The 15,348-nt window shown below is 49.8% G+C and carries 13 protein-coding genes; 2 read left to right on the top strand and 11 right to left on the bottom strand.

The window, feature by feature from the left end:
* Positions 1-91: 91 nt before the first annotated feature.
* On the top strand, positions 92-994 hold the full coding sequence (locus A8708_RS28045; RefSeq protein WP_068669344.1) for a helix-turn-helix domain-containing protein: 903 nt from the start codon (positions 92-94) through the stop codon (positions 992-994).
* Positions 995-1,017: 23 nt separating this feature from the next.
* Here A8708_RS28045 and A8708_RS28040 read toward each other — a convergent pair whose 3' ends face one another.
* The 7 genes from A8708_RS28040 to A8708_RS28010 form a co-directional block, all read right to left on the bottom strand.
* A complete protein-coding gene (locus tag A8708_RS28040; RefSeq protein WP_068669206.1) occupies positions 1,018-1,833 on the bottom strand; it encodes an SPL family radical SAM protein in 816 nt (271 codons plus the stop codon).
* 14 nt (positions 1,834-1,847) lie between these two features.
* Positions 1,848-2,048, bottom strand: coding sequence for a CLC_0170 family protein (locus A8708_RS28035; protein ID WP_068669204.1), 201 nt, complete (start codon positions 2,046-2,048; stop codon positions 1,848-1,850).
* Positions 2,049-2,067: 19 nt separating this feature from the next.
* A complete protein-coding gene (locus A8708_RS28030) occupies positions 2,068-3,285 on the bottom strand; it encodes a Ger(x)C family spore germination protein (RefSeq protein ID WP_167355938.1) in 1,218 nt (405 codons plus the stop codon).
* A 5-nt stretch (positions 3,286-3,290) separates the two neighbouring features.
* Positions 3,291-4,379 carry a GerAB/ArcD/ProY family transporter gene (locus A8708_RS28025; protein ID WP_068669201.1) on the bottom strand — a complete coding sequence of 363 codons (1,089 nt, stop codon included), beginning with the start codon at positions 4,377-4,379 and terminating at the stop codon, positions 3,291-3,293.
* 3 nt (positions 4,380-4,382) lie between these two features.
* Complete coding sequence (locus A8708_RS28020; RefSeq protein WP_068669340.1) at positions 4,383-5,981, bottom strand: spore germination protein; 1,599 nt, start codon at positions 5,979-5,981, stop codon at positions 4,383-4,385.
* A gap of 194 nt (positions 5,982-6,175) precedes the next feature.
* The gene (locus A8708_RS28015; protein WP_068669199.1) at positions 6,176-6,739 is read right to left on the bottom strand and encodes a methylated-DNA--[protein]-cysteine S-methyltransferase; all 564 of its coding nucleotides are present in this window, start codon (positions 6,737-6,739) and stop codon (positions 6,176-6,178) included.
* A 30-nt stretch (positions 6,740-6,769) separates the two neighbouring features.
* Positions 6,770-7,312 carry a bifunctional transcriptional activator/DNA repair enzyme AdaA gene (locus A8708_RS28010; RefSeq protein ID WP_068669197.1) on the bottom strand — a complete coding sequence of 181 codons (543 nt, stop codon included), beginning with the start codon at positions 7,310-7,312 and terminating at the stop codon, positions 6,770-6,772.
* 154 nt (positions 7,313-7,466) lie between these two features.
* Between A8708_RS28010 and A8708_RS28005 the strand changes: the two genes are divergently transcribed.
* Positions 7,467-8,411, top strand: coding sequence for a DNA-3-methyladenine glycosylase family protein (locus A8708_RS28005; protein WP_068669195.1), 945 nt, complete (start codon positions 7,467-7,469; stop codon positions 8,409-8,411).
* Positions 8,412-9,119: 708 nt separating this feature from the next.
* Here A8708_RS28005 and A8708_RS35930 read toward each other — a convergent pair.
* The 4 genes from A8708_RS35930 to A8708_RS27990 all read right to left on the bottom strand — a co-directional run bounded on the left by A8708_RS35930 (position 9,120) and on the right by A8708_RS27990 (position 15,137).
* Complete coding sequence (locus A8708_RS35930; protein ID WP_167355937.1) at positions 9,120-9,278, bottom strand: hypothetical protein; 159 nt, start codon at positions 9,276-9,278, stop codon at positions 9,120-9,122.
* A gap of 116 nt (positions 9,279-9,394) precedes the next feature.
* Positions 9,395-10,258: a hypothetical protein gene (locus A8708_RS28000; protein WP_068669193.1), complete on the bottom strand. Its 864-nt coding sequence runs from the start codon at positions 10,256-10,258 to the stop codon at positions 9,395-9,397.
* Positions 10,259-10,352: 94 nt separating this feature from the next.
* The gene (locus A8708_RS27995; RefSeq protein WP_420848631.1) at positions 10,353-11,591 is read right to left on the bottom strand and encodes a multidrug effflux MFS transporter; all 1,239 of its coding nucleotides are present in this window, start codon (positions 11,589-11,591) and stop codon (positions 10,353-10,355) included.
* A gap of 255 nt (positions 11,592-11,846) precedes the next feature.
* A complete protein-coding gene (locus tag A8708_RS27990; RefSeq protein WP_068669191.1) occupies positions 11,847-15,137 on the bottom strand; it encodes an OmpL47-type beta-barrel domain-containing protein in 3,291 nt (1,096 codons plus the stop codon).
* Positions 15,138-15,348 lie beyond the last annotated feature (211 nt).

Raw genomic sequence — 15,348 nt, 5'->3', positions numbered from 1 at the left:
TATTCCGATTAAATCTTATTCAAAAATGTCCAGCATAGTGAGGTCCTCCATGCCCATGATCCCTACTCTTAGTCCTGCAAACTTAACTGAAATGAAAAATGAAGAAGTCGTATACCAGAACCCGCTTCTTTTCTTAAAAATATGGGAAATTATGCAGGACTCCCCCAGCTTTGGTTTGCCCGACCCTTGGACATGGCATTGGCATAAGCAGGTTGAGTTTCTGGTCGTCACTCAGGGTCAACTCGCCATCCAAACGAAGGATGCCTATACCGTGTTGGACGCCGGGGATGTCATGTTGCTTGGTTCTTCGCAACCCCATCGTACACATAAAAACTCAGAAGAATCTCTACATTATATTGTATTTCAGATTGATCTGACGCAGCATTTTGACCTGAGCACACTCGCTTATTTGCACCTGTTCTCGGAGTTGACGCATTCCCTTGAGCCATTTAATGAACTGTTTCGTTTGAATACGGTGGTCAGAACTAGTGCTTACCAGCTCATCCGGCAAATTCATGAGGAGTCACAAACGCGTACCATTGGCTATGAACTAGCCATCGTCGCTGCTATTAAACACCTCCTATTACTCCTGCTGCGCAATGATAAACGTGATCTCTTGGGGCTGACCGAAGATTCTGGCATCTCACGTTTGCGTCCAGCGCTGAATTATATCGACGAACACCTGACTGAGCGAATTACGGTCGAAGATGTGTGCCGCATTCTGAATCTAAGTTACCATTACTTTATTAAGTATTTTAAAAAAGTGATGGGACTATCCTTTATTGATTATGTCAATTACAAACGTATCAAAAAAGCCGAGCGCCTCCTGCTCACAGGGGATCTCAGCATTATGGAAATTAGCTATGAGGCCGGTATTCAAAACATGGCTCAGTTCTATAAATTGTTCAAGCGATATAATCAATGCTCGCCTAAAGAATTCAAACAACGGCTCCGCGATCATACGGAAGTACAAGACGCGCCATTGGCGAGGTAACAACAGTGAAGATTGGCGGGCCCTCAGGGGAGGAAGCCCGCCTGAGAGACGAAGACACGCTCCTGCGGGAAATGCCGCAGGAGCTCTTCGTGCACGCGCCGATACGCATCCCGACTGTACCAGTCGGTCAGCCCCAGCGCGTCATAGATCGCACGCACGCCGGTGCGCCCCGTGCGGCCGCCCCCACTGCCATCGCCCATGAAGTAATCGTCGATGCACACCCGATCCACGATGCCAGAGAGCAGCTCGGCGAAGCCGTCCGAGCTGGGCAGCGCTGGCGCGATCGTGGCCTGCACCGGGATTCCGCGCGCGGCAAGCTCGCGGAGTGCTTTCAGCCGCGCCGCGATCGGTGGCGCGGACGGGGTGAACGCGCGACGGATGTCCTCGCGGTCCGTCTCCACCGTCATGCTGACTCGGACGCGGTCGCCGAGCAGCTGAAGCAGGTCCGCATCCCGCGTCACGAGCGGGCTGCGGGTTTGCACGAACAAGAAGTCCGGCTGCGCTTCGGACATCACCTCGAGGAGCGCGCGAGTAATGCGCTCCTTGTACTCGATCGGCTGATACGGGTCCGTCGCCGAGGAGAAGAAGATCGTAACCGGCCCTTTGCGCTTGGCCCGGACGAGCTCCTTGGCCAGGAGCGCAGGCGCGTTCTCCTTTACGTCGACCCAGCCCCCCCAAGGCTCGTTGCGGAATAAGGCCACCGGCATTTGCCGCACGTAGCAGTACGAGCAGGAGAAAGCACAGCCCGTGTACGGATTCAACGTGTGGGAGTAACCTTCAAGGAAGCCGCTAGCTTTCGTCAGCAGGGACTTCGATTGCTTCCGCTGCACATTGACCATAAGTAAACCTCCTTTTATTTCCAGAACCACTTTTCATACACCCAATAGCCGAAGAACGAAAGGATTCCTAAAGAGATATTGAACCATCCTGCAAATAAAGCTCCTTTTTTCTCTTTGGGCATGTTGGCCTTCGTATAATTTTTCACATCGAAAACTAACACGAGCAACCCGGAGACCAACAGCAGCAAAACCGTGTAATTGTTAAAGGTAATCATTGGCCGAATCCTTCCTTCCCTAGTTGGTTTTCGTCCCAATTCGTCTAATCTTAACGTGTACCGTGACATCGAATGACATCTCTTTATATTGATTTTGCCATGATTCCTCGGTTTTGATTTCCTTGTTCCAGTAGGCTGGCTGCGTCGCGCGCACATATTCACCGAAACCGAAAATGTCACTGCCATTCTGCTGAGTCTGCTGAATTAATTTCCCGAATCCCACGTTAGCGTCTTCTTGAATTTTCTCCTCCAGCTTCTTCAAATTTTCTTTTGTAATGAGCACCTTTTCATTCGATTTCTCCGTTAAATCCCCCTCGATTTGGCATTTTATGATGGTATGCACATTGCCATTTTTGATAGTTGTCGTTATTCTCGACTTTCGGTGAGTAGATTTAAAAATAACCAACGTTTTGGAGCCTGGCATTTCTTGAAGAACACTATACCCCCCTGGGTTGATTTGTTTGATCGCCATATAATGTCCGATTTGCAAGGCTGTTGTAACGCCAACCATTTTATCGTTTTTAAAATAGGCCATCCCAGCAAGCTCAATGTTCGATTCCCTCTTTAGTTCCAAATAAGGAAGCATCCCTGCCTGCCCCTTGGCGGAATTCGCACTTAAAAAGACACCCAAGAAAATGTTGGGCAGACTGCCCCTTTCTCTGGAATGTTCCAGGGTAGCGAGCAAATATAAAGTCGGAACGCGCTCCAATTGCGGATTGGCTTTCATGATGTCGGCTGCGTTTCCTTTGGATACGACCATCCAAACGGTTCTTCTGACCTGAGGTTGACGCCGAAAGAAGTCATTTTCATTCTCGATCCCTTTTTTGGCTACGGCTTCCGAAATCACAATGACCCGTAAATGGCCAAAAAACAACCGAGCTGCGAGCTGCTGCTGGAGATTCAATAATGCATCCTCAATGGTATATCCGACGCTGGTCAACACCCAGACCGGTTTTTCTCCAGAAGGGCTGCCGGAACCGCTCCCTGCACCTAACGGAATGCGGCCCGGAACAGCAATTTGGACGGTGATACGAATAAGGCCCTTATTAGCCGCTGGATCCTGGTTCAGTATATGCGTAGCATTGCTGCTTTCTTTCTCTTCACCTGGCTTCGCCATATCGATGCCAATCGCCAGGACGACAGCGCGATCTTCGATTTCTAGGCGATCCCAGCAGCCTGTCAGCAAAGGGGCAACCAACACGAAAACAAGAATCTGTTTAATCAGATTTTGCCACAAGTTGATCACCCCGTTTTTTTCTTTCGAATCAAGGCCACAACAAATAAAACCAATGGATACGCAACTGTGAAGACTAGTCCCCAGCGACCTACAATTTGAATGATTTCATACATCTGCAGCAGATTTTGTGAGAACATCGCAATAACGTAGATAAAGGGAACAAGCAAGAAGGCGAACATTTTATGATCTCGCAAACGTAAAAGCTGGCTTGAGAAATATATGGCTAAATAATAGTTAGACAACAATGTCGTAAACACTGCTGTAACCCATACCGCAAGAAATGCAGCGTCTAAACGCTCTAGGATATTGGCGGGCAATGATGTCGTCTTGGCTAATTCCAGTGTCGGCCAGACTAATTTTTTAATTTCCTCTGCTCCGAAGACGCCCACGGTAGCAATCACGATAAGTATATAAAAAGACCCAGCTGCTAACATACCAATAAACCCAGCAATCATGGCTTTCTCCGGCCTGCGCATCGCAGGTATGACGATCGTCATGACAAATGAGCCTTGAAATAAGGCAGCCATCGTGAGAATTCCCATTGGCATACCGGTTGGTTCATTGCCCCACAGGGGAAGAAGATTAATTAAGTGTGCATTCTTTAGTGAGAGCACGACAATAACTAGTCCCGGAAATACGATGATCGGGAAATAAAAATGGTGAAAGTAAGTAAATGTCGTTATATCTACGCGAGAAGAAACAGCCGCTAGCAGCAACATCACGATCACAGTCACCTCTAGGGGGGTTTTAGTTAAAACGGAAGTGACGACAACCTCCCCAAATTCACGTGATGCCAGGGCTGTAATCAAGCAAAAGAACAAGATAATCAAAACACTAAATCCACGCGCCGGCCATTTACCAACCAGATCCATGCTGTACTCAATAATAGATTTCGTGGGAAAACGCATCCCAAGCTTGATTAATAACCAAAGTCCTAACAAACCAACTAAAAAGCCTAGCAATGTGACAAGAGGCGCCCCTGAATCGGCTGCTCTGACAGCAAATAACGAGAGGGCTAACACCCCCACCCCAATGATTGTACTAATCAGTATGATCGCCGCTTGTATCACTGTTACCTGGCGAGGATGCTCCATTGGTTACGTTCCTCCATGTATATCTGACTTCTTAGGCTCTAACGTATTGTTCGGCGCTTCCTCACTCTTTTCTTGCGTAATATTCCCTAGACGGGTGTCATTCGGTGTGTATAGAAGTGACGGTCTCTTAGGCATGCTCCACAGCGGCAATCGGGCAAGCGTATCCTTCATCCCTTGGAAATTCCCCGGGACTAGCGGGCTCAAGTAAGGAACACCGAATGATCTTAGAGATAACATATGGTTAGTGATGAGAATCAACCCAATCATTACCCCATACAGGCCGAATATGCCAGATAAAATAACAAGCGGAAAACGCAGCAGTCTCAAGGCCAGGGCTGCATTATATGCCGGTGTTGCGAACGAACCTATCGTTGTTAATGCGATAATAACAACCGTAATCGGAGAAATGAATCCTGCCGCAACCGCAGCCTGCCCAACGACAAGTACGCCTACAATGGAGAGAGCTCCACCAACTTGCTGCGGCAGTCGAAGCGTTGCTTCCCTTAATACTTCCATCGAAATTTCCATGATTAACACTTCTATAACAGAAGGGAAAGGCACTCCTGCTCTCCCCCCCGCTACCGCTACCGCAAACTCCGTAGGAATCAACTCGGGATTGAACGAAATTAAGGCCACATATAAGGATGGAAAAATCAGCGAGAAAATCAGGGCTACTAAGCGCGAAAGTCGTATGAAACTGACGAGAATAAACCTCTCTGAGTAGTCTTCGACCGTTTGATAAAATTGACTGAATACGGTTGGCAAAATAAGTGCAAACGGCGATCCATCTACAAGCAGGATAACTCTTCCCTCCATGAGATTGGCGACTGCTTTATCCGGTCGTTCGGTATTTTGAATTTGCGGGAACGGGGAGAAATGGTTATCTTCAATAAACTGTTCCAGATACCCCGCATCCAGGACACCATCGATATCAATCAACGATAGCCGTCTGAACACTTCCTCTACGAGTGCAGGATTCACAATGCCATCAATGTAGCATATCGCCACTTTAGATTTCGTGATACGTCCGATTCGCATCGTTTTTATCCGTAAATCCGGCGTCGGGAGACGATAGCGAAGTAACGCCAAATTCGTACCCATTATTTCGATAAAGCCTTCCCGTGCTCCACGGATCACCTGTTCCGTCTCTGGTTGCGTGATCGCTCGCTTGTCCACATGACGTGTACTGAAGATAAACGCATCCGTTACGCCATCAACGAGAAGAGCCGTTTTCCCTTCTACGATAGCTTGAATAATCTCATTCAGCCCTGTTTCCGTTCTTCCTTCGCATGCATACAGCGTATCGTTCAAAAGATACTCTTTCATCGGGCGGTTCACTGCTTGAGCATCATCTTGCGAGGACGTTAGCATCAAAGGTTTTAAAATATAATCGTTCAAATACTGCTTATCAATCAAATCTGGAAAATACATCACGACAGCCGGTTGATCCTGAAAGATGCAAAACCGACGTATGATGAAATCATCATTATCACCGAGTAACTTCTGAACATATGAAATCGTTGCTTCGAGTTGCGTGCCGACACTTGCTTCTTTATTGGCTTCCATGACCTGATGAGCAGGCGAATTCTTCAGGGGTACCATCCGAGAGAGCTGACTTGGGGATGTATGCTTGGTCCGTAGCTTTTTCCAACTCCAAATGGTCACGCTATTCTCCCCCTGTACGTACGCTCATGTTGATAGACAACCTCGTATTCCCTTTCATTTCCTTCCCCGTATTTTTATCCATATCTCGGATTCTATGCATGAAAGTAGTCATGGAAGTAAATTTAATGATTCTATTTCCCTTGACGCTCCAAGAGCAATAGCTTTTCTTTATTCTCAAGCCCACCACGGTAACCCGTCAGCGCGCCATTCTTCCCTATCACTCTATGGCAAGGTACTACGATAAGCACAGGGTTTGCACCGATGGCCGTCCCGACCGCTCTCACAGCACTGGATTTATCTAACGACTGGGCCACCTGTGAATAACTTACCCTTTCACCATGTGAAATACTGTGCAGTGCTTTCCATACCGCCTGTTGAAACGCCGTCCCTCTTAGATCTAATGGCAATTCGAAATTTGTCCGCTCCCCGCTCAAATACGCGTCCAATTGCTCCATGTAGGGTTGCAGCTTATCCTCTTGCTGAACCCACCCGCTCGGGTGTCCAACTTTTCTGGCCCATTGGGTGAATTCTTGCCATGCTTCAACGTCAACGCCATCTCTTGCATCGCCCCTCTGAAACTGCAAATAACTCAAACCTATATCCGTCACTGCCATCACAAAATTATGATCTTGCAACCGAACTGCCCCCCAGTAAATCGTAGGGTTTATTTTATTTTCCTCGCCTTCACTTGCCATGTTGCATCTAACCTCCTACCTCGGTTATCGTTAATGAGCTGGCTTTTGCCTGTATTCTGTCGGCGTAAGTCCGCTTTTCTTCTGAAAGAATGTCGCAAAATGCGCTGCATTCGCCATCCCCACCTGCATCCCAATCACATGTACGGCCAAGTCCGTCGTGAGTAGAAGCTTTTTAGCTGCTGCAAACCGCACCTCTTGGATATACATAAGCGGCGTCACGCCAGTTATTCGTTTAAAAGTTCTTTGCAGATGATACGTACTCGCATAAAAATGCTCCGCAAGCGTTGCTAACGACAACGGTTCGGCATAGTTCTCTTCGATATGTGCCTTCATTTCCGCAACCCATGCCTCATCGGGAAGTCGGATGCCGTCAGGCCTACACCTTTTACAAGGACGATAACTTGCTGCCATTGCCGCATCTTGATGATGAAAGATACGAACATGCTCCCGCTTCGGAAGCCGCGATTTGCAGGAAGGCCTGCAGAAGATGCCTGTCGTTGCCACTGCATAATAAAACGTCCCATCATACGCAGCATCATTCGCTACGATCGCTTGCCATAACCGCTCTTGCATGGCGGATGCTCCTCTCGCCCTCGTGCCTTTTATAAGCTCAGTATACCCAACCAGGCCTGCAGTTGTAAGAGCTCCGAAATGAGAAAGCAAGATTACGAAAGCCGGTTTCAGCGATAATAGTAGTAACAACTTCCTACCGATAAGGAGAATATGGATGTCACACCTGCAATCTTATGACCCCTCCCGCCTACACTGGCATGAACCAACGAACACCCTCATGCTGGCTCTGCCCCAGCCTTTTCGATACCAACAGAACATCGGCTACTTAAGCCGCTCCACCAATGAGTGTCTATTCGTTGTGGATAACTCCAGCGTCTATAAACTGCTGAACATTGGGGATAACCTCGCGCTTATCGCTGTCCACAATGAGGATGATGAGATGCTTCATATCCAAATTGTCCACTATAGTGGCGCTAGTTTATCCGCTGCGGTCCGCGACAGTATTGCTCGTTATGTGTGGGAGTGGTGGGATTTGGGAACGGATTTGACGCCATTCTACGAGATGGAGGATGCGATCCTGAAGCAAGTGACAGAGGAATTCCGCGGGCTGCGGCTGATGGGGATTCCCGATTTATTTGAGGCGATGAGCTGGGGCATTATCGGTCAGCAGATTAATTTGGCTTTTGCCTATACGCTCAAAAGGCGTCTCGTCGAAACCTTCGGCACCTCGCTGGATTGGGAGGGACGTACCTATTGGGCATTCCCAACGCCCGAGCGGATCGCTGCGCTCACAACGGAGGATCTCACCGCTTTACAGTTCACGGGTAAAAAAGCGGAATACCTCATTGGCGTTGCCAATCTCATGGCGGGAGGCTCCTTATCCAAGGCTGGGCTCCTTGCGATGGGCGATTACCTCGCCATGGAACAAGACCTGCTGCGCATTCGCGGCATCGGCCCTTGGACGGCCAACTATGTGGGGATGCGCTGTCTGCGCAACCCCGCAGCGTTCCCCTTGGCCGACGTCGGCCTGCATAACGCGCTGAAGCATGTGCTTGGGCTGGAAGCCAAGCCCACGCTCGAAGAGATCCGCCAGCTCGCCGAGGGCTGGCGGGGCTGGGAAGCTTACGCCACGTTTTACTTGTGGCGGGTATTATATTAGCCGCGGCTGTGGACGCGGCGGTGGCGGCTGCGCTAGAGGCGCGGCCGCTGGGCCGGGGCGGCGCCCGTTTCACGGCCACTTCGCCGCTAGGCGCGGCCACTGGCCCGCGGGCGGCGCCCGATGCGCCCCGTAAACCAGCATCCGCCACCTTCACAACCAGATGCGCCGTCCAGTCCACCATCACAACGTCTAACCCCGCTGTCATCGCAAATAACTGGATTTTATCCAGCTAAATCCGGCAATTCCCAGCTTCAAACCGATTTAACTGGATTTCATGTAGCTAATTCCTCCTGATTTCATCCTTTTGAGCAAAACTAGGAAATTTAACTACATATTTTCCAGTTATTTGCTCAAATTAGCTGAAACCTTCAACTTTAACTGTACTTTTTCCATCTAATGTTGGTTAAGGCGCAATAGTTGGGGAGTGAGGGAGCTGAAATTGGGGAATGCACTACGGAACATTGGCGCCGAAGGGGGAAGGTGGCAGAAATACGCGAATGTTGGTCGGAACAGGATCTAAGAAGTAGCTAATTTGTTCTAGCGATGTGCATCTGTTGGCGCATGCTAGTTGGTTCTGGCGGGATGCACAACTTCACGCTTGCTAATTGGTTCTGACGGAATGCATACTTTGGCGCAAACTAGTTGGTTCTGACGGGATTGCAACCTTTGGCGCAGCTCCCCCTCCTTTTTACCACCTACGTTCACCAGTCACTCCTCTTGGTCCACACTCATTTGTTCCTCGTGTACCGCAGCAGAACAATCAAAGCATAACAATGTTTGATCCGATTGTACGACACCATCTAGGAACCCCATTCTACAATAAATAGGCTTCTCACATATGCGACAATGCCCAATGAGTTCTTCCATTCAGCTACTCCTCCTTGACTTTCGCTTCTGGTGAAGCTTCTACGCCACTCGACACAAAAAAGGTTGCCCACATTTCGATATACTCGAATGTAGCAACCTTCTGCTATTCCACAATGCTAAGTAGCCGCAGGCGCCTCTGACGGTGACGGAGGGGATGGCGGTGCAGGTCTATGCTCGCCACCACGTCCAGGCTTACCACCCAATGAACCACCATCTCCACGTTGCTGTGGAACTGGGCGCTCACCGCCGCCTTTGCGTTCGACGAAGTTTTTCAGTTCATCTGTCAAGCTGTCTTTGAGCTTAGCAATCAGTTGATCCTCCGTGATGCCTTTCGCAGCCGCGATCTCCGCAAGGGACTTCCCTGCTTTACGCTCAGTCGCCAGTTCTTCTTCGGTTATACCGAGAATCGCAGCGATTTCTTTCGGAGCAACCCCAAAACCACCAGGCATAGGCAAATTAGGCATGTTGCCGCCGCGAGGCATTGGCTTTCTATCGAAATTCATCGCTTGAGGCTTCGCTTCTACGGTTTTTTTCAAGCGGTCAGCAAGCCCTGTTTTGAGCTTATCCGCCTGTTCTTGCTTGATTTTGCCTTCACTAAGTGCTGCATCAATTTTCTTGGTTTCCGCTTCGGTCAGTTTAGCCAGTAACGCGTCTTCACTAAGATTAGCTTTCTCTTGCGCGATTTGAACGAGAGTTTTCCCCGCATCCAGTTCCGCTTTGAGAACCGCTTTGTCTATGCCCAGGATGGAAGAGAAATCGATTGCGCCCCCCATACCGCCGCCCTTGCCCCAATCAAAACCGCCCCTTGGAGCTTGGTGCTTCTCAATTCTATGTTTATCCTGAAATTTCTTAGGTACTGATGACGTTGTTGTGTCTGTGTCGTTAGCGAACGCTTGATTATGCTGAAGTACGAAGCCGCCACTGATCAATAATCCAGTTGCGAGTGTGCCGATAAGCCACGTTTTATGAATGCGCTTCATGCGTGATAGCCACCTTTTTCACAATTTGGTCAATTCTTCTTTCAGTATAAACCTTAATTGTGAAAAATTCTTGAATTTTTTAGAAAAAAGTGCGTCATCCTTCCGCTTTTTTTCTCGTCATCATAACGAAACAGAGTACGCCACCCAGCTCCATAACAGCGATGATAATGCCTAAGGGTACAGCAGTCTGACTACCGCCAAGGCCGACAAGCGGTGCGACTAAACCACCGATGACGAAAGTCATCAATCCGAGCAATGCGGCTGCGCTGCCGGCTGTTTGACCTTGATTTTGCAGCGCCAAGGAAGATGTCGATACGGAAACTGGACCAATACAGGCCACGATAAGGAAGAATGCCGGTAATATCATAATCAACCCCGCCCCGCTAAGCGTTGCAACGAGCAGCAACAAGCCTCCGAGAACGGCTATCGCTAAGCCGCCAGCTAGCAATCGATGATTGCTGACTTTGCCAGCGAGTCTTCCCGTAATCTGTCCAGCAAGGATGACGCCAGCCCCATTCACCGCGAAGATGATACTAAACATTTGAGGAGAAACATCGAATATATCCTGCAAAACAAACGGCGATCCCGAAATATACGCGAACATTCCCGCGAAAACGAGCCCCTGCGTCAACGCATAACCCATGAACAAACGGTCGGTGAGCAGACCGCGGAATATGCGCAGGGTATTCGTTAGCCCGCCTTTGGAGCGGCGCTCGGGTGGATGGGTTTCTTGGAGCCCAAATACAACAATAATGAGCATCACGACACCGATCAAGCTGAGCACAAGAAACACGCCGCGCCATGAGGTGAATTGCAGCAGCTGTCCACCGATAATCGGGGCAAGGATGGGAGCCGAACCATTCACGAGCATCAGGAGTGCAAAAAACTTCGTCAACGCCACGCCCTCATACATATCACGAACGATCGCTCGGGATATGACGATTCCCGCTGCTCCCGCCATTCCTTGTACGAAACGCAGAATCAGGAACGCCCAAATCGATGGTGCAACCATGCAAAGTGCGGAGGCGACGCCATAAATGAGGAGGCCAACCAGCAGAGGCATGCGCCTTCCGCGCACATCACTCAGCGATCCAGCGATGAGTTGACCAAGGGAAAGGCCGAGCATACAGGCGGTTAAGCTCATTTGTGCGAGCGAAGTTGTGGTATGGAGGTCACCCGCAATGACAGGCAGGGCCGGTAGGTACATATCGAGAGAAAGCGGCCCGAAGGAGGCGAGTAAACCGAGCACCAGCACCATCCATAATCGACTGCCGCTTCTTGTTTCTTTGGCTTGCGAAGCAATGGACATAATGAGATCACATACTTTCTTCATGATTCATTTAACCTACCATTGGGATATGGTTTTGTCTAGCGTGTTCATTGTGAAAGGACTACTTGTGACTGAGGCGTGCCACCGCCCAAAATAACCGACTACACCGTCCTTTGAAGGACAGGAGCGTTTATCTAGAAATTCAGCATAATTAGTAAGTAAAACTTATAAATTCTGATATTTTAAACAAATAACAGCCCCTCTGGTCTAAGACCAGAAGGACTGTCCTTCAAGCTCTGTGTCTCTCAGCGCCTCCGGCTACTTCGTAACCGTGACACTCACCACGTCGCTCGTTGTTACACCAGCTGCATTGAACAGCTCGACGCGATACTTATACACGCCGATTGCGCGACCAGCTATGGCTGTAACAGCGCTTTGTGCACTTGGCGATGCGGCTTGCAAGCTTTTCTCATCAATAAGTACGTCGTTTTCGTAGAGGCGATATCCTGTTGCGTTGGTGCCCCACCACATGTTCATGGTCACATTGTAGTTGCCGTCCCCATCCCAATTGTTTTGCGATAGGACAGGCTTCCCTGGGGATGCGTCTGTGATCGTAACCACGACAGGCTGACTAGTTGTCGTTCCGAATCCATTAATAAGTTCACTAGTATACGTATAAGTGCCGTTTGGTTTACCGGTTACATCCACTTTGGCGATTTGAGCCGCTGGTGAACCATCTGTAAGTGTTTTCGTAGAGATAAGAACACCGTTTTCGTATAGTTTGAAAATGGAACCATTATTCCCCCACCACATGTTCATGGTGATCGTGTAGTTGCCATCTTTTAAACCCGTATAGCCGTTATTAGAGGTTAAAACAGGCTGGCCGGGAGCGCCGACTGATAGTGGCTTCACCACGTTAAATGTCTGCGACGAACTCGTCGTGTTTCCTGCAGCGTCCACTACCAAGTACGCCACGGTGTGTGCTCCTACAGCTAGACTGCCTGCGGCAATCGTTTGGCCACTTGTAATGGCATTCCCATCCAAGGTCAGGGATTGCTCGACAACACCCGAGATTGCATCCGTAGCTGCTAAATCGAATGTTACGGCTGTCGCATTCGTTACATCCTTGACGGCATGACTTGACTCCGTAAGGGAAGCTGTTGGCGCTGTTTTATCTAGCTTCACGCCCAAGGACTTTACCGCTTCAATATTGCCCACTGCATCCGTCGAGGAGTAGCTCACGGTTGTTGTGCCCTCCGTACTAATCGCGATTGGCGCCGTGTAAGCAGTTGGTGTTCCGCCATTGATGGCATATTCGGTCGACACCGCTCCTGCTCCATCATCTACAGCAGTTAACGTTGCCGTTACGTCTTGATTGAACCACCCCGCTCCATTCGGTGCACTGGATAAGATTGCCGTTGTTACTGGTGCTAGGCTATCCGTCGCCACGCTGAAATCGCTCAAACCACGAGGCTTCAATTGGAATACACCTTTGAAAATCGCGCCAACACCTTGAATCGTCACCTTTTGCCCAGCTGTGTAGGGGAAGGTGCTTAAGGATAAGCCTGTTCTTGTGTCGACACGAACGTGATTGTTTACACCGTCTTTGACAGCGTCGAATTCAAAAGAACCCGCCGGCGTCGCCGTAATGATGTTGTTGATGGTCACATCGCTCAGTGAAAGCAGCTGACCTTGATTGTCCGCTGTCACAGCGGATACTGGCGTAGGTGTTGGGAGCGCAGCGACACCTGTTTTGGTAATTTCAACGGGGTCTGCCAACTCAAACTCCGTGTTGAACAGCGCTGTAGCTGCCGTGACTTTGACCGTATCCCCTTGGTGGAAGCCACTCAAGCTTTGAAAAACATACAAGCCGCCTGTCGCATCTTGCAAGTAGAAAGCCTGCCCGCCAAAAGCACCCGGCTCTGTCGTAACAACACCCTCAACCGTCACCAGCGTACCAGCTGCTTTCGTACGTGCTTCGGAGATGGCGATCTTGGCAGGAATCGGATTCTCCTCTTCCGGCAAGTTTTCTGGTGGAACGTTGCCGAGGGTGACAGCTTCGGTTTTCAGATTCGTGCCATTCTGGCGCAATCTGAGATTGGCAGGTGCAGTCGTTCCTGGAACAACGCGTACATTCAGATCCTTCGTCGCGTGTCCGTTGATGTCTGAGGTTACGCTAAATGCGGAGCTATACGCGTAAGCTGTCGGCCATGTGCCGTCCGCGTTCTGAATCTTGGCGATTTGTGATCCACCCGTGACCAGATAAATGCCGAGGGAGAAGCCCGTTACAGTTGTCGAAGGTGGCAAGTTATCCACAACGACTCTGATCGGGAAGTCCGCCGCATTCGGCAATACCGCTTGTTTCACGAAGCTGTACGTCGTATTCGCTGTAGCCGCAGGCCCGCCATACGAGCCAGGCTTGAACGTGCTGCGGTCGTACCATTTGTAGCCAGCATTCGGTGCTGCCCACGGCTCTGGCTGCGGTTCCGTCGATGCCGCCGGCGCTTCAAAAGGCAGCAGAGCCGTCGGCTGATCCAACTGCAAGCCGCTGACATCAGCGAAGCTGGTGTAGCTTTCTTTGGTCGAAAGCCAGTTCACCATATTGACGAGCAGCGTGCCGTCGTCCACTTCTTTAAACCCATCATACGTCGTCTTCTTCGCGCCTGTATCCTCGCGCACATATTTCGGCGTTGCATCCTCCACGGGTGAGGAATCCCCGATGAAGGCTGCTTTGCCTGCGCCTGCTTTGGAGATCGCCACATAAGGCCCCTCAGCGACTCCGCCTCCGTTATACACACCTTGATCCACCGCATTCGCCCAAGCTTCATTCGTTTGCGGTAAGTACACAATACCTTTCGCTTTCGTCGGATCAATAATCGCCAGCGTAGATCCTGCGTGCATCGCCACACTGGAGACACCTGTCGTTATCCCAAAAGCTTGCGCAGGCGCTACGATGTTATTCGCATTAATGTCCCCAAGGGCATTATAGCGGAAGCGTAGACCGAACTGCGTCGCCAGCCAGTCGGAGCTAGCTACATCCTGCATCGCGGAGGAGGCCGTCTCTTCGGCGTTCATCCCCGCTGCTGGGTTCGTCCAGGCACCTCGGCGATAGCCATTGAATACCTCGGAGCCGTCCCAGCGGTTTTTGTTGCGGTCAGCGTTGTAGTGATCGCCGATGAAGAATATACTACCGCCTCCGGCCACATATTGGGCCAAGGCGGTTTGCTCACTTGTTTTGTACGGAACATTGGACTCTGCTACCACGAACACATCATAACCACTCAAATCGGCTAGTGTAATGGGCGTTGTTTTGCGCAGTTCTTTGACATAATAACCATTATTCGCTAACGCATTGCCGAAATCTGAGAAAGCCCCATCAATAACCCAATCCGCAGCTCCAGCTGTCTGCTCGTGCGTATTGTCGAAGAGCACTTTCTTCCCTGTATTCCCGTTAACGACTTTGGCTTCAATGAACGGTGCTGGATCCGTCGGTCCCTCCGCCATCACCGCTTGCCAGCTGCTTGTCGCCAGTACTTGGAACGGGATTGCGACTGTCAACGCCAACGTTGTCTTCCATAACCTCGTCTTCCATCCTTTGAGCTTACTCATTACAATTCCTCCTTAGCTAATAGGCCGAGTCAAAATCTTTTCTACATAAGCAAATAACTTATCGGACAGACAAGCTATCTAAGAACCACCTTATTTTACCATAGGATAATTGCGAAATTTGCTATTTTATTGTAAACACATGGAAATTTGTGCCCAAAACCAAATAATTAGAGATTTTTCCAAAAAACTTTAGATTCTGCCTAAAGCTACC

Source organism: Paenibacillus oryzisoli (assembly GCF_001653565.1).
Classification (GTDB): Bacteria; Bacillota; Bacilli; order Paenibacillales; family NBRC-103111; genus Paenibacillus_E; species Paenibacillus_E oryzisoli.
Note: the sequence above shows the minus strand (reverse complement) of the source record. Positions and strands in the feature narration are given on the sequence as shown.

Excerpts from the sequence above, each read along its gene's own strand:
- A8708_RS28045 (WP_068669344.1), top strand. The coding sequence starts at position 92 with ATGAAAAATGAAGAAGTCGTATACCAGAACCCGCTTCTTTTCTTAAAA.
- A8708_RS28040 (WP_068669206.1), bottom strand. The coding sequence starts at position 1,833 with ATGGTCAATGTGCAGCGGAAGCAATCGAAGTCCCTGCTGACGAAAGCT.
- A8708_RS28035 (WP_068669204.1), bottom strand. The coding sequence starts at position 2,048 with ATGATTACCTTTAACAATTACACGGTTTTGCTGCTGTTGGTCTCCGGG.
- A8708_RS28025 (WP_068669201.1), bottom strand. The coding sequence starts at position 4,379 with ATGGAGCATCCTCGCCAGGTAACAGTGATACAAGCGGCGATCATACTG.
- A8708_RS28020 (WP_068669340.1), bottom strand. The coding sequence starts at position 5,981 with ATGGTACCCCTGAAGAATTCGCCTGCTCATCAGGTCATGGAAGCCAAT.
- A8708_RS28015 (WP_068669199.1), bottom strand. The coding sequence starts at position 6,739 with ATGGCAAGTGAAGGCGAGGAAAATAAAATAAACCCTACGATTTACTGG.
- A8708_RS28010 (WP_068669197.1), bottom strand. The coding sequence starts at position 7,312 with ATGCAAGAGCGGTTATGGCAAGCGATCGTAGCGAATGATGCTGCGTAT.
- A8708_RS28005 (WP_068669195.1), top strand. The coding sequence starts at position 7,467 with ATGTCACACCTGCAATCTTATGACCCCTCCCGCCTACACTGGCATGAA.
- A8708_RS35930 (WP_167355937.1), bottom strand. The coding sequence starts at position 9,278 with ATGGAAGAACTCATTGGGCATTGTCGCATATGTGAGAAGCCTATTTAT.
- A8708_RS28000 (WP_068669193.1), bottom strand. The coding sequence starts at position 10,258 with ATGAAGCGCATTCATAAAACGTGGCTTATCGGCACACTCGCAACTGGA.
- A8708_RS27995 (WP_420848631.1), bottom strand. The coding sequence starts at position 11,591 with ATGAAGAAAGTATGTGATCTCATTATGTCCATTGCTTCGCAAGCCAAA.
- A8708_RS27990 (WP_068669191.1), bottom strand. The coding sequence starts at position 15,137 with ATGAGTAAGCTCAAAGGATGGAAGACGAGGTTATGGAAGACAACGTTG.